Source organism: Paenibacillus sp. FSL R5-0623 (genome assembly GCF_037974265.1).
Taxonomy (GTDB): Bacteria; Bacillota; Bacilli; order Paenibacillales; family Paenibacillaceae; genus Paenibacillus.
Genome location: NZ_CP150233.1, coordinates 1,221,774 through 1,241,251, shown reverse-complemented (window position 1 = coordinate 1,241,251; position 19,478 = coordinate 1,221,774). Strand labels below are relative to the sequence as shown.

General features: G+C 47.5%; 18 protein-coding genes. 6 read left to right on the top strand and 12 right to left on the bottom strand.

Features of this window, described 5'->3' with window-relative positions; translation table 11 throughout:
• Nucleotides 1–66: 66 nt before the first annotated feature.
• On the bottom strand, nucleotides 67–582 hold the full coding sequence (locus tag MKY92_RS05565) for a mismatch-specific DNA-glycosylase (RefSeq protein WP_339299583.1): 516 nt from the start codon (nucleotides 580–582) through the stop codon (nucleotides 67–69).
• A gap of 121 nt (nucleotides 583–703) precedes the next feature.
• Here MKY92_RS05565 and MKY92_RS05560 point away from each other — a divergent pair, with 121 nt between their 5' ends.
• A complete protein-coding gene (locus MKY92_RS05560; RefSeq protein WP_339301704.1) occupies nucleotides 704–1,624 on the top strand; it encodes an AEC family transporter in 921 nt (306 codons plus the stop codon).
• A gap of 61 nt (nucleotides 1,625–1,685) precedes the next feature.
• Here the strand turns inward: MKY92_RS05560 and MKY92_RS05555 are convergent, their stop codons facing one another.
• Nucleotides 1,686–1,937, bottom strand: coding sequence for a hypothetical protein (locus MKY92_RS05555; RefSeq protein ID WP_036606446.1), 252 nt, complete (start codon nucleotides 1,935–1,937; stop codon nucleotides 1,686–1,688).
• A 276-nt stretch (nucleotides 1,938–2,213) separates the two neighbouring features.
• Between MKY92_RS05555 and MKY92_RS05550 the strand changes: the two genes are divergently transcribed.
• Entirely contained in the window at nucleotides 2,214–2,606 is a 393-nt protein-coding gene (locus MKY92_RS05550; RefSeq protein ID WP_339299582.1) for a RidA family protein, read from the top strand.
• A gap of 93 nt (nucleotides 2,607–2,699) precedes the next feature.
• On the opposite strand, the gene MKY92_RS05545 is transcribed toward MKY92_RS05550, so the two are convergent.
• From MKY92_RS05545 to MKY92_RS05535, 3 genes are read right to left on the bottom strand one after another with little or no spacing between them, the layout of a single operon-like run.
• The gene (locus MKY92_RS05545) at nucleotides 2,700–5,351 is read right to left on the bottom strand and encodes a polynucleotide kinase-phosphatase (RefSeq protein ID WP_339301702.1); all 2,652 of its coding nucleotides are present in this window, start codon (nucleotides 5,349–5,351) and stop codon (nucleotides 2,700–2,702) included.
• Between the two features lie 23 nt (nucleotides 5,352–5,374).
• Nucleotides 5,375–6,859 carry a 3' terminal RNA ribose 2'-O-methyltransferase Hen1 gene (locus MKY92_RS05540; RefSeq protein WP_339299581.1) on the bottom strand — a complete coding sequence of 495 codons (1,485 nt, stop codon included), beginning with the start codon at nucleotides 6,857–6,859 and terminating at the stop codon, nucleotides 5,375–5,377.
• 58 nt (nucleotides 6,860–6,917) lie between these two features.
• A complete protein-coding gene (locus tag MKY92_RS05535; protein WP_339299580.1) occupies nucleotides 6,918–7,718 on the bottom strand; it encodes a nucleotidyltransferase domain-containing protein in 801 nt (266 codons plus the stop codon).
• 235 nt (nucleotides 7,719–7,953) lie between these two features.
• Here MKY92_RS05535 and MKY92_RS05530 point away from each other — a divergent pair, with 235 nt between their 5' ends.
• Both MKY92_RS05530 and MKY92_RS05525 read left to right on the top strand, forming a co-directional pair.
• A complete protein-coding gene (locus MKY92_RS05530; protein ID WP_339299579.1) occupies nucleotides 7,954–9,309 on the top strand; it encodes a WYL domain-containing protein in 1,356 nt (451 codons plus the stop codon).
• Nucleotides 9,257–10,141: a WYL domain-containing protein gene (locus MKY92_RS05525; RefSeq protein ID WP_339301700.1), complete on the top strand. Its 885-nt coding sequence runs from the start codon at nucleotides 9,257–9,259 to the stop codon at nucleotides 10,139–10,141. Before MKY92_RS05530 ends, MKY92_RS05525 begins: the two co-directional genes overlap by 53 nt.
• 155 nt (nucleotides 10,142–10,296) lie before the next feature.
• Here the strand turns inward: MKY92_RS05525 and MKY92_RS05520 are convergent, their stop codons facing one another.
• The 6 genes from MKY92_RS05520 to MKY92_RS05495 all read right to left on the bottom strand — a co-directional run bounded on the left by MKY92_RS05520 (nucleotide 10,297) and on the right by MKY92_RS05495 (nucleotide 14,484).
• Complete coding sequence (locus MKY92_RS05520; protein WP_339299578.1) at nucleotides 10,297–10,800, bottom strand: hypothetical protein; 504 nt, start codon at nucleotides 10,798–10,800, stop codon at nucleotides 10,297–10,299.
• A 183-nt stretch (nucleotides 10,801–10,983) separates the two neighbouring features.
• The gene (locus tag MKY92_RS05515) at nucleotides 10,984–11,724 is read right to left on the bottom strand and encodes a hypothetical protein (protein ID WP_307539319.1); all 741 of its coding nucleotides are present in this window, start codon (nucleotides 11,722–11,724) and stop codon (nucleotides 10,984–10,986) included.
• A complete protein-coding gene (locus tag MKY92_RS05510) occupies nucleotides 11,721–12,419 on the bottom strand; it encodes an ABC transporter ATP-binding protein (RefSeq protein WP_339299577.1) in 699 nt (232 codons plus the stop codon). The genes MKY92_RS05515 and MKY92_RS05510 overlap by 4 nt, the downstream gene beginning before the upstream one ends.
• On the bottom strand, nucleotides 12,412–12,798 hold the full coding sequence (locus MKY92_RS05505) for a GntR family transcriptional regulator (RefSeq protein WP_026081254.1): 387 nt from the start codon (nucleotides 12,796–12,798) through the stop codon (nucleotides 12,412–12,414). Before MKY92_RS05505 ends, MKY92_RS05510 begins: the two co-directional genes overlap by 8 nt.
• A gap of 218 nt (nucleotides 12,799–13,016) precedes the next feature.
• Nucleotides 13,017–13,883, bottom strand: a complete 867-nt coding sequence (locus tag MKY92_RS05500; protein WP_339299575.1) for an aldo/keto reductase — start codon at nucleotides 13,881–13,883, stop codon at nucleotides 13,017–13,019.
• 43 nt (nucleotides 13,884–13,926) lie between these two features.
• Nucleotides 13,927–14,484 (bottom strand): STM3941 family protein, encoded by a 558-nt coding sequence (locus MKY92_RS05495; RefSeq protein ID WP_339299574.1) that lies wholly within the window; start codon nucleotides 14,482–14,484, stop codon nucleotides 13,927–13,929.
• Nucleotides 14,485–14,877: 393 nt separating this feature from the next.
• Here MKY92_RS05495 and MKY92_RS05490 point away from each other — a divergent pair, with 393 nt between their 5' ends.
• Nucleotides 14,878–16,887 (top strand): S9 family peptidase, encoded by a 2,010-nt coding sequence (locus tag MKY92_RS05490; protein ID WP_339299572.1) that lies wholly within the window; start codon nucleotides 14,878–14,880, stop codon nucleotides 16,885–16,887.
• A 128-nt stretch (nucleotides 16,888–17,015) separates the two neighbouring features.
• Here MKY92_RS05490 and MKY92_RS05485 read toward each other — a convergent pair whose 3' ends face one another.
• Nucleotides 17,016–17,705, bottom strand: a complete 690-nt coding sequence (locus MKY92_RS05485) for a stalk domain-containing protein (protein WP_339299571.1) — start codon at nucleotides 17,703–17,705, stop codon at nucleotides 17,016–17,018.
• A 410-nt stretch (nucleotides 17,706–18,115) separates the two neighbouring features.
• Between MKY92_RS05485 and MKY92_RS05480 the strand changes: the two genes are divergently transcribed.
• Nucleotides 18,116–19,309: a MalY/PatB family protein gene (locus MKY92_RS05480; RefSeq protein WP_339299570.1), complete on the top strand. Its 1,194-nt coding sequence runs from the start codon at nucleotides 18,116–18,118 to the stop codon at nucleotides 19,307–19,309.
• Nucleotides 19,310–19,478: the final 169 nt, after the last annotated feature.

Genomic DNA, 19,478 nt, shown 5'->3' with positions numbered 1-19,478 from the left:
TTATCCAAAAAAAAGAATTCGCCCTTATCGGCGATGCCGACTGGGTGAACCCTGCTTACTTGCCTCTTAATCTTCCCTGTTCTTCTCCGCAACAAAATTAGCAAGCTGTGAATAGATCTCCACAATCTCATCCATCGACATCCGTACGAGTCCACTGGACGAGGGAGCAACGAACTCCTGAATCTCCTTGACGACCGGGTCGTCCTGGAATCCCCATTGCACTTTAGCACGTTTGCTGTACTGGGTGTACACTCCTTTTCCGACAAAACAGGCGATGTCCGGTCGGTATTCCTCCAGCTTTTGCCGCAAAATCTGGCGTCCTTCTGCATATTCTTCCTTCGTAATATCCTCCATACCTCTGGTGGGACGGGCCACAATATTTGTGAATCCATATCCCAGCTTCAGCAACTCTCCATCCTCCTGTGCATCGTATAAACGCGGGGTTAATCCCGACCGTTCAAGGATGCGCCAGAACCGGTTTCCTTTGTAAGCATAATGATGACCCGTCTCTCCAGACGTAATGCTCGGATTGAAACCAATAAACAATATCGATAAACCAACATCCAGATGATCTGGAATCATGATGCAACCCCTCCTGATGTTTTTTAGCCAATTCACACATTCGGTTGTGTATAAAATGATATAATGAGCAAAGCATTTTCGAAATCGGATTGAAATTTTCATGAAAAAGGAAGCTGAACTAATGATTGCAGACATCATGCTTGAAGTCGTCCTGCCCGTCTTTCTCCTGATTGCCGTCGGGTCCTGGATGCAAAAGGTGTTCAAGCTGGACTTGTACACACTCGCCAAAATCAATTTCTATTGTATTACCCCCGCAGCCGTCTTTATGAGCATGTACCACTCGGATATGTCGGGCGAACTGCTTGGGACCGTGACACTCTTTTACGCGATATATGTATTGATTCTCTATATTGTAGGTTCTGTATTTGCGCGTTCACTTAAGATGAATAAAGGCATGAAGGCTGCCTTCAACAACAGCATTATGCTGGATAACGCAGGCAACTATGGACTGCCCATCAATGCACTGGTATTCCGCGGCGATCCACTCGCCTCTTCCATTCAGGCACTGGTCATGTCTTTGCAGGCATTACTGACATTTACCTACGGCGTGTTGTCCATTCAGGGCGCGAAGCTCAAAGGTAATTACCGTGCCGTGATTATTGGATTTCTTAAAATGCCTGTTCCATATGCGCTCTTGCTGGGGATTCTGTTCCACATGTGGAAGGTTCCCTTGCCTACGTTCCTGTCCATGCCGCTAACCTATGCGCAGCAAAGTATGGTCGCTGTGGCGCTGCTGACACTCGGAGCACAGATTGTAAAATATCCAATTCAACTGTATCGCCTTGATGTGTATATTAGCACATTTTTGCGTCTTCTGATTGGCCCGGCTATCGGAATTTCGATTGTGCTTCTGCTTGGGTTGGAAGGTATCGCTGCACAGGCACTTATTATCGCTTCGGGTATGCCGACCGGTGTCAACGCATCCATTCTCGCGGAAGAATACGATAATGAACCCGATTTTGCAGCCCAGACGGTGCTAATCTCAACGTTGCTTAACATCATCACGATAACAGCACTGATTTCTTATGCCAAAACGTTCTGAAATGAAAAATAAGTCCATGACCCATGAGCAGGGTTGTGGACTTATTTTTGCGGTGCTGAAACTATGTTTCAAACGTCGTTCGTTCCGGGAACTTGCCGCCTTCCCTGAATAAACATCGTACCAGTCGCTGCGCGGCTCGGTTAAAGAAAAAACTCGGGCTTACCCCGTCCACCTGGACAGGTTCCAGTTCCTTCACACTTTCCTTGATCTTATTCATCTCAATGAGCCCCATCTTTCGCTCATTCGGTCCGAATCGATAAATAACCTTCTCATCGTCCTCCGTCTGTTTCACCAGCAGAATCACGGATGCCATACAGGTTACCCCCTATCGTTACGTTATGAGATTCCATTAATTACTTGTCTACTATCATTATTACCCAGATTCTAGTGGAAGGATATAGGACTTAAGTTAGTTATACCTAAATTAAATATCCTGATATAAAGATTCTCTGGAATGAGTCGTTAGGCTCACAAACACCGTGTTCACACTATCCTAATGGATAGTCACTGTCATGAAAGTGCGTACTGCCCAAGTCGTTTTTCTCCGTTTATACTAACCTTATCTTGAATTCCCAAAGGAGAGAAATATATGTCTACAGCTCAAATCTATAGCCACGGTGTCCCGTGGGAAGAGGCATTCAGCGTTGCTCAGGGATACAGTGTTAACGGTACGATCTACATTGCAGGACAATTTTCGCATGATATGCAGGGAGACTTTATTGGTGTCGATGATATTGAAGCACAGGTTCGCCAGACACTGGACAACTTGGATCGCGTGCTCGCAGGATTTAACGTGACCAAGTCGAACATTGCTGAACTGGAGATTTTCTTAGTTCATCCGCAGGAGCATCTTGAGCCATGTGTTGCTGTGTATAAAGAGTACATTGGTACTCATCGTCCCGCTGTTACGATGGTTGGTACATCGGGTCTAGCCTTCCCTCATCAACTGATTGAGATTCGCGCCGTTGCTCATACCAACTGATTCGGAAAATCCCTAACGCAGTTTATACACAAAAAAAGCAGGGTCGGATAAACTCCGAACCTGCTTCATCATTTATTCTTTTTATTTAACAATTTACAAACGCGGGTCTACTCGCTCCGACTCCAGCGAAAGCGTCGCCAGCACGCATTCATGAATTCGTTCCACTGGTTCTCTGCGTATAAAGCGCTCAATCCCCTCCATGCCCAAAGCACTCTCCATTAAGGCGTGACGTTCTTTTTTGGATGTTTTGCGTTTACGAAGCCGGGACAGATTCTCAGGTGCCAGGTAATCCATACCATAGATGATGTGCAAATATGCACGTCCTCGTACTTTTATCGCAGGCTGGATGATTTTGTTGCTATTCCAGGCGCGGAACGTTTCAGGTTTGATCACAATCCCCTCATGCCCTTCCGCCGTAATCTCATCCCACCAACGAGTGACATCCGCTTCATCTGCCTCACTTGCGATCACACGGTATTCCGTCTCCATCATCAGGGTCGACATGCGAGCGAACTCACGGTTCTGCTCCATATGCCATTCATGGGTTTGCTCCCAAAATGCTCCTGTGCTATGTGCCAGTGTATGGAACGGCGCAATCCGAATGTCCCCGATATCATCCACATCCCAGCAGTATTTCTGGAATACATCGCGGAACGTCTCGGCATTAGCGAGTTTACCTGCTGTCTCCTGCAACCACTCCTCTACGTTACGACCTGCTGCTTGAGCTTCGCGCAGTTTGTCCATCACCGTAGAGCGATCCATCATGGAGGCTTCAGCCACATGTGCATATTGCGAAGCAATCAGCTCACGTGCCTTCAGATTCCAAGGTACAATCTCAGCATCGAGCAGTACAAATTCTGTCTGATGACGATCAAAATAACCATCTGCGGTCAAGTCCGCATGTAATCTGGAAAGCACATCCTGCTCTGTCGAAGGGTCAAAAAAGGATCGGCCTGTCCGTGTCACAATGTTCCCCAGCATAGGTCGGCCCACTCGCTGCACCGCAGCTTGCTCATCGCGGAAAAGAAGTAAAATGGCCCGGCTGCCCATGTGTTTCTTCTCGGCAACCATACGGGTAATGCCCTGTGAGCGATAATACCGGAACGCATCCTGTGGATGCTCCAGATACCCCTCTACAGAACAGACACCCGGCGGCGGACTCATCGTAGGCGGGATGTAGAGCAGTTCTTCCAGCGGCACAGTATAATGGGAAAACGTATCAATCGCCGTCTTCGCCACCTCACCGTGCACAGACACGTCGAGTTTGGATGCTGTCTGAACCGTGAAACCCTCCTTGAACTTACGTATGTTGGGCGGAGCAAAACGCCGCTGTTCCCAGCGCTTTAATGGACTATCCGGATCTCCCGCATAATCCTGCTTCGCCGGAATACTGACGGCCTCACGTTCTGGCATTCGCCAAGCAGAGAGCATGCCACCAAAAACGACACCTTGATCAATGTTGACCGTATCATTCACAATCGTAGGATACGGACGAGGATCGTGTCCCCAGACGATGCATTCACTCGAATTGTGATCCACGTACCAATCTTTGCGCACAGGCCGCCCCTGCTCATCCGTTCCTTCCACATCGCCATACCGGCAGTAATCCTGAATGCGTTTGGACTGTTTTCCGATAAAATGATCTCGAATCCCTGCGTGTGCCACAACCACCTGTCTTACCCCATTTCGGGAAAAGACCAGATGAGATGGTGCATCAAGCAGAAAGGTCCTTAGCTCTGCACGTACTCGCTTTGCTATCTCTTGGCCTTGCTCCTGCTCAAGCTGTAGTAGTTCCATCTCCACCCGTTCGTCACCATGACTCAGCGTAACGTCTCGACCATCCAGATAACGTGCGATCTTCCAGCCGTGATTACTGTCAATCATGTAGGCAAGCTCGGCGGCACAATGTCGTTGCCAGAACATCAGACATTTTAACGATTCTGGCCCACGGCTCGTTACATCACCAACCGAGACCAATTTTCGTCCTTCAGCGTGACGGTACAGGCCATTTCCATCCTCGTCCACATACCCGAGACGCACGATTAATTCCATCATTTCATCGTAACAACCATGAATATCTCCGATGATATCAATACCTGCACCCATGTCGGTCACCAGCGGATTGGATGTGCGGACAAACGTAATCTCATCCGGCCGCTTTAGCACATAACTGGCATCAAAGCCATCCTCACGGATCGAGCGTAATGTGCGCTTGAACTGTTGCACCTGTTGTTTCACCCGTTGACGTCCACGCGGATACTCCCGCCGGGCATCACGTTCCAGCAGTTCTTTTTCCGGGATATCCAGTACCACAGCAATTACAGGCACATGAGCTTTCCTTGCCACCTGAATCAGGCGCTCGCGATCCTCGGGATACAAATGTGTCGCATCGACCCAGGTCAGCTTGTTCAGACGACAGCGGGTTGCGAGCATCGCTTCCATCGCTTCAAATGCTTTGGCCGATACTTGCTGATACTCCGCATAGATCACATCCGCTTCACTGCGGGGACGGTGTTTCCAATCCACATACTCATCATCTCCAACCAGCATACGGAATTGATCGGATGAGACGGCTTCCGTGCGGCGAATGACGCCTTCTGCAATGAGACGATCCAGCAACGTACTTTTGCCACTGTTAGATGGACCGACAAGAACAACGATACCTGCATGAGGCAGACGAATCTCGCGTTGTTTTTCCGCTGTCCCATTTTTCCGATCCTGCTGTCCTCTGCCTCTATCCGACATTTCGTTAGAGTCCGTTCCTTTCCTCATGATTGACTCTCCTTTCTACGCTCAAAAATGACCAGTTGGGTAGGTTGTCCATAGCCTTCTGCATGCTCACCGATACCCTTAATTTCATAGGCATAGTTCCCTTGTTGCGTCCATTCCTCACACCGGGAAGCCAGCTCCGCACGGGTCCACTCAAAGCGATGATCATGGTGACGGAAACTTTCCTGCTCCATTGCATACACATCGTTATATTCCTTGTTCGGTGTAGTGACTAGCAGCACTTCTGGCTGATATTCGTTCATGATTGTATCCATAATTCCATTCAGACGATATTCCTCGATATGTTCAATCACTTCACACAGGATCATAACGTCCTGGTTTTGCAGCTGCTCGTCAAAATAAAACAATGAACCGATGATCGGCTCCGGCATAACCACCACTCCAGAACGACCCTCCAGCTTCGCGAAGCGCTCCATGGCCCGGAGCCGCGACTGACCGGAAGGTTCAACGGCCAAAATTGCCTCCACACCGGGAATGTACGCCAAACGGGCAGACAGCTTGCCTTCCCCCGCTCCCATATCAACAATGCTCCGTTTGACTGGCAACGCAGCAATCACATCTGTGATCGCACGATAACGCAACTCGTTTAACCGTAAAGGCGATTCAGATTGGCTGCCATCGCTAACAGACTCGGACACACGTTGGTCTTGTTCTCTGTCTTCCCGATGTCCCGTGTTATTCTCCTGAATAACCGCCTCCGAGATGTGACCTATTCCTCTCTCCTGTCCAAAAGACGCAGACAAAGCACCCTCTTGTCGCTCATACTGCCGGATCAGTTCAGCAAAACGTAACGTACGCTTCACAATGAGTTCTTTCAGTGGATGAGCATCCAGCCACCCTTTACCATATCGTTTGATTTTATCGATCTCATCTTCACTGATGAAATAATGTTTGTAATTATCCAGCACTGGAATCAGCAGAAAAAGCTGACGCAGCGCATGTTGTACCGTGTTACGTCCACGCAGGATGATATGGCGAACCGTGCTTCTATTTTTCAGATCAAATGAATAGGACAGTTCTCCACGTTCCACCGAAACCGCGTAGCCTAATGGCGAGAATAATTCCTCAACAACCCGATCCGGCAAATCGGAGGCCACGGGGCCAAATTTCAGTTCCAGTTCAAAGGCATGATTCACCCACTGCACATAGTCTTCCTTCGGCTTACCATTCAGGGCCGTCCCGAGCGCCGCACGTATGTAGGAGCAGAACAGGCTGCTGGTCACGAACTCACGATCATTTATATATTGCGTTATGTCATATCCATCAGGTGTACCTCTGACCAGATCCACAGGATCAGGCTCGGCATGAATCAGTACTTCTGTTTCGTTCTCTGTAGCCGCTGTGTACACCATTCTTACACGCACACCTTTGTCTACGCGGTCATATATATTCAGCGGATTCTTCGCTAACAAATGGGATACAACTCCCGCGTCAGCGCCGCTTGCTTTCAAGATCAGATGCATCGGTTCTCCTCCTTTGGATCAATTCCATTCTCTTTCCTATTTCAGTTGTTATCAAGCCCTAGTTAGTTGTCCACACCTCTTGCAATGCAAATCGAAAAATCCGGTCCAATTCTTCAAATTCAATAATTTGCTCATTCGCCATCTGGTCGGCCAGTCGTTCAAAATGCTCGATCTTCTCTGCCAAAAAAGCCTGTATTGCCGGCAGCTGCGGCTCCAGATCCAGTTCCTCGCCCGCCTTTTTCCGGCGCAGCAATTCATGAATCTCCGTATATAGCGGTGTAGTCGCAGGTACAAGTTCTTGCACCAGCTCTTCAAATGCCATCGGTGGCATTGCATTATAACGTTCGATCCAGCCACAAGCGAGTAAGGGACGTAACACATAGAAGTACTTTTTGATCTTCACCCGCTCACCTTGTAAATAATCCCGGAAATTACCCTTTGCCATATTCAGATAATGGTACATGCAGGACTTCGGCGAGAAAGTCAAAGGCGACAATTCACGGATATGCTGTGCCACGCTATACTGTTCATCATATTGAATGGGGGATTGCAGCCACTCCAGCAGTGGTGGATTGGATTTGCGAAACAGCTTCAACGCCTTGCGCAGATCCCAACCATTGATGTCGAGCTGATCACTGATTGGACGTTCAATGACATCCCTGCGATCCTCAATCGACAAATACCATTCCAGCGGTCTTACATACAGAAAACGCACATCATAATCACTGTCCTGTGAAGGAAACCCCCACGCCCGACTGCCGGATTCACAGGCATAGATAATTCGTACCTGCTCCTCCTGTTCAATCTGCTTCAATTGTTGCCTGATCGTATCTTTCATTTCTTCATGAACATGAGTCATGTCAGTCGCCTCCTTTAGAAACAAATACATTACATTATGTATCACGGATTCCTATTTCCTTTTTTTGCATTATTCACCAGATCGATTAAACGCGTGTCCCTGCCTCGCTCATACCTCATTATGACCCACGAATGATAGCTACGAACATGGCAAAAGTATGACGACCTCCATAAGTTTAAAATGAAACCTGCCACTCATCCTGCTACAATGAAGGGATAACAAGGAGTGAATGTTCATGGCAAGAGAGAGTTTTGACAAAGAAATTCAGTTCTTACGCATGTTATCCCTAACAAGCGGTGCGTATAACCGCAAACAGTATGCCGAACGGCTCGGCATATCCGTACATACCTTTGATAAAACCAATCGCAGATTAAAAGAAATCATGCAGAGCGTCGCTGATCAACGTTCAGGTGCTGAAGCAAGCCGGGAAATGGCGGACCTCGTCCGCTTCCAATACGGAGAATCCGCAGAGCCCATGCTGCTCTTCCTCTTCCGCGCCAAGTCGATGAAAGAGACTGAAGTTCAGCGACTTTCTGTCCTTTTGCATACCTTACAAGATAAAACCCTGACCGCGATGGAACTGCTGGACGCCTGCTGTGCTGATCTGCCGGTGGATCTGGCGTTACCTGACGAGAAAACCATTCGCTCCGATCTGAAGTATCTGGAAGAGGTTGGGGTTATTCGAAAAGAGCCCGGTGGCAGACCATATCGCTATGCTTTACAACAGGATGTCCTTACCGAATTAACAGTGGAGGAACAGCTGGAGTTGTATGATTTTGTGGATATGATGGCGAACACCCAGGTTCCTTCCGTACAGGGATATTTATTGCGGGACAGTTTGAAGAAAGCCATTACGGCAAGTTTTCCGCAAGAAGAAGCTACCGAACCCTATATCTATAAGTATCACTATTATTCTCGTATCCTGGACGAAGCTCATCTCTATACGCTGCTTAGTGCAATTCGTCAGCGTAAACGTGTGCAGTTTCTGTACTATTCACCGAAAAAACCATCCAGCTACAGTTCACAGAATACGAATCCACGCTTTGAACGGGAAGTTGATGGTCGATCCAACCGGATCGTGCCCCTTGAAGTGATTTATGACCATCAGTATGGTCGTTGGTATGTAATTGGATATCAGGGCCGCCGCGGCTTTGTGAAATTCCGCATGGAAGGCATAACCCAACTGGAGGAACAGGATTCAGTAGAAGAGCAATACATGCTCGAGTTGAAGCAGCAGTGGACCGACATTAGTCGCTACAGTTGGCTCGTGGATACGGGGAATACTGTGACGGTTCAAGCACGCTTTTTCCACCCGGAGCGTGGTCAGCGCAATTTTATTCTGGATCGGGTTCGTCTGCAAGGTCAATGGGGCAAGATTATACCCGAAACAGACCATACCTTTCTCTACGAAATTCAGGTCAACGGTACCACCGAGATCAAACCGTGGTTACGGAGTTTTGGCTCCAGCTGTGAAGTAATCGCGCCTCAGAGACTACGCCAGGAGATGGTCAAGGAATGGAAGGAGATTGGGGAATATTATGAACCTGTTCGAGAAGATGTTCAATTACCAGATGATGACACGACTGAATGAAACCGGACTGTTCACCTGGACCTCACAGGAACGAGCCTGGCTTCGCATGATGCTGAAACACCCTGCTGCGAGAGAAGCGCTGAGCCCTGTAACGTTGGATAAAATGCACAACATGCTGAATGATGAGCAGGACCTGAACCTTCAGGATTACCTGACCGAAAAAGCCAAAAGCGAAGAAAACAGTGTCTCTCACCCACTACTTCGACAGTTACGGCTAATCATTCTTCATCACCAGGGATTTCGGCTGATCGGTCGCGTCCGCAATGGACGCACAAGCCAAGATGAATTCGGCTTCCCGTATAAACTGGAGTACTCCATGGTCAAAAAAGAATGGTACGTGCTCTGGTATGCTCCTCGCTTCGACAAACTCATGTCCACCAAACTGCACAGCATCGTTACCGTGGAAGCCCAGCCGGTTGAACCAGATACCGCTTCGGGTTACACTGCCCGAATTGCTGCGATAACGGAGAAGCGTAAAACGACCATCACCATCGAGGTACTGCCCGAGTTCAATCAGGAGCTGTCCCGAATCCTTTATGCCTTCTCCTGCTTTGAGAAACAGGTCGAGTACCTGGAAGCCAAGCAGGCATATCGGATCGAGCTGACCGTTCCGCGCAATGAGATGGATTACGTCTTATCCAAAATGCGTTTTCTCGGCAAACGGGTTCGAATCGCTGACCACACGGTACTGCGGGAGCGAATGTCCGAAACAGCTGCGAAGGCACTGGCACGTTATGAGGAAAAAGATCCTGATACGCATTCCGAACACTCCACTGAAGCCCAGCACCGCCAACGTGAGGAAAAACCTCTTGCGAAAGCCGATGGTCAATGATTTTGTAAGATTGGGCTAACCATAACCCATCGCTCAAAACCAAATCCATATACGAAAAAAGGTCTGGATCATCTCATCCAAACCTTTTTTGCGATACTTGCTTGCTCGTAAAAATGTCGTAAACTTATCAGCGGAAGTAACTCTATTCGTTCCATTTACGTTGCTCCACCACTGCTGGCAGCCGAGTTCCGTCTTTTATTAATCGCATGCACGCCCATGACCACTGCAATTAATTCATACGTGTCCAGTTGTTCCGACTGGTTATCTAATACAAATGCCCCTGAACTAAACCAGCCGCTGGTGCGACGAAAACTGGCCACGATGCGGCCACCACTTCCACTTATGTCATATTCCTGCGAAAATGCCGGAGCAGACACATCGTACGTACCGCGCGATCCTGCATCATACTCATACTTTTTGCTGAAGAAACTAAACCTCGCTCGCAATACTCCCAAATGTCTCCCATCGGCTGCAGTGATATCCCAACGATTGGTTAACATGCGGAATTTGCCGCTACAGACCAATCCCGAGTTATCCGATACATCGAGCGAAGAACCAAAGACACTTTTCAAATCCAGATGTCCTGCCTGTTCCTGATTCAGATTCATTATCTCGGTGTAACCCGCGTTAAAAAAATTATCCCTGAAGTATAGTTCCATAATACGTTCTCCTTTCCCTTACATATCCCCTTTCGTTCTCTTTAACCTAGTCTCACATTGTACACACATTATATCTATATTTACGTATAATTAATGGGGTTGGATTCAAAAATTGGATCATCACTGGATGTAAAAAAAACGAGCAACCCTGGTTGCTCGCATCACGTTCAAGTTATCCTGTCATCAGACTTCAACTTTTTTGTTGTTCAGATAAATGGTGGCCCACACCAAGATAACTGCTACGATTACTTCAAATATAGTGCTTCCCCACATGCCGTCCGACCATAATACGCCATTGGCTGTGATTGCAATACCTGTACTTTCTTCGGTGTAACGGAACATCTCATTTGGACTGAAGCGCCCTGTCATAATCATATTCTCCAACCAGCCAATCAGATTAACGAGGACTAAGAATGCAACGATTCCGATCCATGGTCCGGTTCTCCAACGGAAGCTGCCCGCAATCGAGATCGAAAGGAAGATGATGACGGTCATAAATACTATAACCCAAGCGATAAACAGCAACAAACTAATATAATCCGAAACATGCAGACCCGAAAGATCAATATTGGTAACCATGTTCATTCGGAGTTTCATTGAGATATAGATGTAGGCATGAGTTGTAAATATAATAACTAATCCCAACCCGCAAAGAGCTCCAAAGATCAAAGGAGACAAGACATGGGATAGGCCCGTTACGGGTAAAAGACGGCGATTATAAGAGCGGATATTGGACGTGTATGTTTTGATCATTTTCACATAAATAGCCACACCTACCCCAACATAACCCATAATGCCAAGCACAACCCCTGCGACCTCAGACATGAAAAGGGAAAGCGCCACTTGCGCAATAATCAAAATAACCAGCCCAGCAAGCAGTGTATTCCAATTCCTTCTAAAGTCATACTTCAATAATGTCATCATTCCGCATAGACCTCCTTGAACATCTCATCCACACTTTTCCCATATTTCAGACGGAGCGTTTCCACTTCTTCCCTCATCACCAGCTCGCCCTCGCGAATAAAGACAACTTCATCAAAAATCCGTTCGATATCATTCACAAGATGCGTGGAGATGATAAGACTGCTGTCTTCATCATAGAATTTGACGATCGCATCCAGAATCTTGCCGCGCGCAACCGGATCTACTCCGCCAATCGGTTCATCCAGCAAATACAGACGAGCCTTACGAGAGAGTGCCAGTGTTAGTTGTAGTCGTTCATTCATACCTTTTGACAGATGCCGTACCCTGTCACTCTCGACAAGGTTCATGAAGTCCAGCATCTCCCGCGCCTTCTCCTCATCAAAATCAGCATAGAAATCGCGATAGTACGCAATCGCATCCCGCACTCTCATCCACTTTTCGGTTAATGGGCGATCCGGCATAAATGAAACCAGCGCCTTCGTCTCCAGCCCAACAGGCTTACCTGTGACTTGAATCGTTCCGCTGCTCGGATGCAACAAACCTGCAACCAGCTTCATGAGCGTACTTTTGCCACTGCCGTTGCTGCCCAGCAGACCTACGATTCGTCCAGGAGCAATATCCAATGTGATATTACTGAGCGCTTTCTTACTGCCATATGTCTTGTTAATCTGGTTCAGTTCAAGGATGTTACTCATGCGTTGTTCCTCCCTTTCCTTCCGCAACGGCATCGGCTACGATGGATAAGATATCCTGCTCTTCGATCCCCAGTTCCTGCATTCCGGTCAGAAAGCGTTCCAGCAATTCACCGGCCATCTCTTTTTTGATCGTCATAATCTTCCGCTCCTCACTGGTCACGTATCTGCCCAAGCCCCGTTTGGTTTCAACCACTTCTTCCCGCTCAAGCTCCTGAAATGTCCGTTGTACTGTATTGGGATTGATCTGTAGTTCAGCTGCCAGTTCACGAACCGAAGGAATTTTGTCACCTGCCTGAAGTGTCCCGGTTACAATCTGTCTCTTGATGTACTGCATGATCTGCAGATATATTGGTAAATTGTTATCAAATTCCATAGTCACAAAACTCTCGCTCCTCTCTGTACTGGTGTGTTAGTTACATAGTACACTAGTGGAATAGTATTGTAAAGCCCATTTGTTAAAACCTATTTTTGCTTCGGTCCTGCGGAAGCTTCGGCTATCTGTTTATTGGAGTAAGTCTGTATAGATTCATGGACACAAAAAAGAGCAGATCGTAAAGATCTGCTCCGCATGACTTATTAGTCGTATTTTCATCTATTTCACACGATATCTAAAGGTACCTTACCTTTAGGTGCAGGGAATGCCTCATCCAAACGGGTGAGTTCCTCTTGTGTCAAAACGATACTCACTGCTGCTGCATTGTCTGCCACATGATTCAGCTGTACCGCCTTGGGAATCGCCAGCACATCTCCATCCCTGATCACCCAGGCTAATGCGATCTGCGAAGTCGTAACTCCTCGACACTGTGCAATCTCCTGAATGACGGGATGCTCCAACAATTCACTTCGAAGTCTGCCACCCTGAGCCAGGGGACAATACGCCATTACAGGAACGCCCCGTTCCCGCATCCAGGGAAGCAGATCATGTTCAATACCACGCGAAGCTGCATGGTAGAGCACCTGATTCACCATGCACTTAGCCCCCTCCGGCAGACTCCATAATTCCTGCATATCCCTTGTATCCAGATTCGATACACCCCAGCGAAGTATTTTACCGGATTGCTTTAATTGTTCCAATGCCTCAACGGTCTCTTCGAGTGGTACTCCTCCGCGCCAGTGAAGCAAATACAGATCCAGACGATCTGTACCAAGACGTGTGAGACTACGCTCACAAGCCGTAAGCATCTGCTTGCGATCTGCATGATGGGGATATACTTTGGATACGAGAAAAACTTCATCACGATGGCCCGAGATGGCCTTTCCCGTAACAACTTCTGCCCCACCTTCTGCATACATCTCCGCCGTATCAATCACAGTCATTCCCCGTTCAATACCAGAACGCAGTGCCCGTACTTCTTCTTGCTGGCTGGATTGCTTCTCTCCCATGTTCCATGTGCCTTGTCCTATCGCAGGCAGGGCAGTTCCATCCGGAAGTAGAATCGTGCGTGTTGGATTACCATGCATCATCTATATTCCTCCTTTCTGAAGACTTATGGACGTTCTGATCTCTCTAACGACGATGATACGAATCATACATCATGTTATCACTCACATGTCTCCAGTGGCTCATCATCATGATATACAATTGATCCAGCGGCACTGTGAGGCTACTTTGGGCAACGCTGATGGTCGCATCGACCATATTGCTGTTGACCGTCATCAATTTACGTTTCAACCCGTTCTGGCGATCCAGAAAGGCTTTCTCGTCCCGCAATTTTACTCCGATCATTTTCTGTCCCATTAATTCATACATAAAAATATTCTCAACGTCTTTCCAGGCCACTGCTCCTCCTGCAGTATAAGAAGATGCATCCACAAACCCATCCTCATCGATTACAAAAGAAGGCTCCTTCTTAATCATCTTTACCAGACTGTAGCAGAAACATAGCCCAAAAAACAAAATGGAAAGAAGTCCAATCACACCCGAGAGGATGGAATCATTCGTACCTGAAGAACTATCAAAAATCAAAAAAAATCCGGCAGCCACAAAAAGTGCCGCCCCTGCCGTGAGCCATGCCATTCGTTTCCGGTTTGGATATTCTACATGCTGCTCATAGGATGTGCTCAACGTGACGTTCCTCCTTCATTACGACTGAATCATACAAGTTCTATATAAACGAATGGCTATGAACCAAATACCTGAATGTAGAACAGGAATTGCATTGTACATTAAACCCAATTCACCAATATTAAACATTAAATTAAGACCATTTTTCGTCATTTCTGCGCTTATTCAACATTAGGATTCGTCATCCTTCGAGCAAATCCTTTAACACACCTATATGAATTGAACAAAGAATATTTACACTTGCCACTCCGATGACAGAACAACCTTCTGATCGCTGTTATAAAAGTCTCCCCTCCCATCCTTAGTCATATTGTCCTGTCTCTAGCTTTCCGTTAATATAAATGGAAAGGTTAGGAAATTAACCAATTCTAATTCATGGTGGGAGGACAAACAATGATGAGTCAGCGCGGCATAACATCGGAAGATCTTTATCAGATTACATGGGTTAATGATCCAACTCCGTCTCCTCAAGGCGGACAACTGGTATATGTAAGCCGGAAAACGAATGAAGCACGTGACGGTTATTGTTCTCACCTGAGACTGCTTGATCTGGGAAGTCAAAAGGACAGACCCTTTACCTCTGGTGAGAAGGATCATTCCCCTGCCTGGTCGCCCGATGGGTCTCAATTGGCCTTTTTAAGAGAGGTTGATGGGAAATCCCAGGTGTGGATTATCGCATCAGATGGAGGAGAAGCACAGCAAATCAGTCACCTGAAACATGGCGTCAGTTCCCTGCTCTGGTCACCAGATGGTCATACTTTGCTTGTGAAATCATCCGTGGATATGAGCGGAGATGAAGAATCAGAACATACAGATCCTATAGACGATGGACCTAAACTGCTGCAAGAACATGTCGTAGACCGGATTCGCATGAAATCAGATGCCAGTGGATTATGGAACGGTCGCCGTTCCCACCTCTTCGCTCTCGCACCGATCGATGTGGAACCACTCCCTGTAACTACAGGTCATTATGACGTTGGAGACTACGCTTGGTCACCGGACGGAAGATCCATTGCATGGATTGCGCAGATGCCTGAAGAAGGCGAGGACCATAATGATTACACCCTGACTAATCATGTGTATCTTGCCAAGGCAGACGGATCGGATGTGCAGCAGTTGACCCCGGAAGGATATACGTTCAGCCGGCTGGCCTTTGCACCGGATGGACAATCCATTGCACTGCTCGCCAGTGACCGTTCCTATGGAAATGCCACACTTGTGAAGTTGTACACCCTTCCAATATCAGGTGGTGAACTCGTATGTCTGAGCACCGATTGGGATGTACAGTTGAATCACAGCATTGTTGGCGACATGCGATCACATCTGACAACCACGGGGCCTGTATTCAGTCGGGATGGTTCCTACATCCTGTGCCTAGCAACCATACATGGTAGTGTCCGCATCGCCAAATTCGCACGAGACGGCAGCAGTGCCGACTATATATGGCCTGACAAACGGGAGATTTATCAATTTGCCGAGTTGGAAAACGGGCAGATCGTTGCCGCTGTTGCCGACACACGAAATCCTGGCGATCTCTATATGTATGAACAACCGGAAAATCCCGAAGTAGAGCCGATTCGGCTCACCCGCAGCAATCCACAACTTGAGGATGAGATCCATCTCAGTACGCCAGAGACCTTCTGGTTTAATTCCTCGGATGGCCTGCGGTTGCAAGGATGGATCATGAAACCTCATGGCATGGTCGACGGGGTCAAAATCCCGACCATTCTGGAGATTCATGGCGGTCCACACATGATGTATGGTTTTACATTTATGCATGAATTCCAGATTCTCGCCGCACAAGGCTACGCTGTTGTGTACATTAATCCACGCGGAGGGCTCGGATACGGGCAGCAATTCGTAAACGCCTGTCGCGGAGATTATGGCGGCGGCGATTATCGCGATCTTATGGAGAGCGTGGATTATGCCCTGTCCCAGTATGCGTTTATTGATGAATCCAGATTGGGCGTAACCGGAGGCAGCTATGGCGGATTCATGACCAACTGGATTGTTGGACACACGGATCGTTTCAAGGCCGCTGTTACCCAGCGTTCCATCTCCAACTGGTTGTCTTTCTACGGCGTCAGTGACATTGGCTATTTCTTCACAGAAGATCAGATTGGTGGTAACGCGTGGGATGACACGGAAAAACTGTGGAAACATTCCCCGCTCGCTTATGTCGGCAACGTCAGTACTCCGCTGCTCATTTTGCATGGCGAACAGGATCTGCGGTGTCCGATTGAACAGGCAGAACAATTATACATTGCGTTGAAACGGCGCAAGCAGACCACTCGTCTTGTTCGTTTCCCAGGTGCCAACCACGAATTATCTCGTGGAGGTCATCCCCACTTAAGGGTACGCCGTCTGGAGCATATTGCCGGATGGTTTAACGAGTACTTGTAACGGACTAATATTTAGACTATTAATTCAGAGTATAGAATTAGATATGAGTTCAACCCTAAAAGCCGTCCAATGAAATCGGTTATGATTTCAACGGGCGGATTTGGCTTTTCACTTTATAGAAGCAAAGATTACTCTTCGCCCCACACTACGGTGATTTCATTCAGATCCTTGTTGGTTGCAGACACCGAACCTGTGATCGTCACGGCATATTTGCCATCTTCACGACCCACGATGCTGAAGCCGTCTGCCTGTATATCCTGATTGTTTTGGCTCAGGTTTTTGGTCTGGTAGTAGTCTTTGTAGGATGTCCCAACGGTTAGCAACGTTTCTTTGGTTGTGTAGGTGAGAACAACTTTTTTGTCCCCATCCATTATGTTCTCAATGAGACTTGTAGCCTTCGCATCCTTCGGTAACGGGAAATCAGCCGGAAGATACTTGGACTTCACGCCTTCAGCCTGTGTGTTTGTACCTGTTGAGGGCGATGTCGATCCGCTGTTGCCTGTGGATGTTGACCCACCAGAAGAGCTTGAAGAACCGATGCTTACTTTATTGTTTTGGGAATCATACTTCACTTCGGTTTTCAACGCATCTGCAATCGAACGAACGGGGAGATATGTACTGCCTTGATATGTAATTGGCGCAAGCTTTTTGCCCTGGTCACCTGTCGGTGTATATTTCTGTCCGTTCACTTCGATGGCGAGCCCATGGTTCAGATAAGCTTTGATCGTCTCCAGTTGTGTACCTGCATATACACCTGCCGATCCGGTTAACACCATGCCAAACACACCCGCAGCAATCAACCACTTTTTGCTTTTCATCCCTAAACGCCTCCTGAGTTCAAATGTCAGCCTTATGCATAATACGATTCAAGCGATCGCTCGATGTACGCGAAAGACTCATGTAGTTATGCTCATCATGTATGGGTACGAGCTTATTCGGATAACAGCCCGTTGTTCCACCAAATGTTAGCAATATAATAGCATCTGACAAGGGGTTGTAAATAATATATGAACAAAACAGGACCAAGGGCGTACAAAAATAGTCTTTGTTGTATGCCTGCTGTTCTCTCGCTCGTCAAGTTGTTCTTATATGAATAAAGTCCTGAATTCCGGACCATACATATGAAGCTAATCGTACACGCACAACAGTTGCGAAATTAATCAATGTATTAGATAATTATTTGTCGATTTGTGATCGAAGGAACGGAACTCAAGGGGGATTAAATACGATGAATAACAATAACAGTACATTTGACCAGTCTATTAACCGGATCTCTACCGGATCAGAAAAATGGGATGCGCTTGAGGATATATTCGGCGCTGCTGATGCACTTCCGATGTGGGTGGCCGATATGGATTTCGCTGCTCCACCATCCGTCATTCAGGCCCTGCAAACACGGATGGAGCACGGGATTTTTGGTTATACAGTACGGACTGAGGCGTATCATGCCGCTGTTACAGGGTGGATGGAACGGCGCCACAACTGGAAAATTAACTATGACTGGATCGTATTCACTCCAGGTATTGTGCCCGCACTCAGCATTGCTGTACAACGATTCACTCAACCGGGAGATGCAGTGGTCATCCAAACTCCGGTGTATGCGCCCTTCTATGAAGTAGTACGTGGTCAGGGCCGTGAACTGATCACCAATCCTTTGGTAGAGAATAACGGTCACTACACGATGGATCTGGAACAACTGGAATCCAGCTTGCAGACCGGTCGGGTCAAAATGCTGATTCTGTGCAGTCCTCATAACCCGGTTGGACGGGTATGGACTCGTGAGGAGCTTGAAGGGCTTACGTCACTATGTCTGCAATACAACGTACTGATGGTTTCAGATGAAATCCATGCCGATCTTATTCATCAGCGCGGAACTCATACACCACTGACCCTGATCTCGGACGCCGTCTCTGATCTAAGCATCATCTGTACGGCTCCAAGCAAAACGTTCAACATTCCTGGCCTCTGCACATCCAACATCATTATCCCCAATGCCAAGTTGCGGGAATCGTTCGCGCAGGGTGTTAAAACGATGGGACTTGCCAGTATCAGTACGTTGGGAGCTGTTGCAACCGAAGCTGCTTACAATGGGGCCGAGGAATGGCTGGATGAATGCCTTGCCTATATCCGTGGAAATATGGAGTATGTACAACAGTATGTTACGGAACACATGCCACAGATCAAAATGCATCTGCCCGAAGCAACCTATCTGTTATGGATGGATTTCCGGGAATTGAATATTCCCCATGCACAACTATGCAACATGCTGCTTCATGAAGCAGGGCTTGCTTTCAATGACGGGAGCTTCTTTGGAACAGAGGGTACAGGGTTCATGCGTATTAATGTAGCCTGTCCACGTTCTACAGTTGAAGAGGCGATGCGCAGGTTATCTGTGTTGGTCAGCAATATGTCGGGCAAATAAACTGTCAGTTACATCTATGTATGTTGCGAACAGAACGTGTACTGTTCGTTAAATGACTAATATTTGTAAAAAGTGAAACAAGGTGCCCCGTAGTCAAGTCCATGACTCACATTCATGGTCAACGACTCCACAAGGGGCACCCCTTTTGTATTCAATCTTTTTATTTATT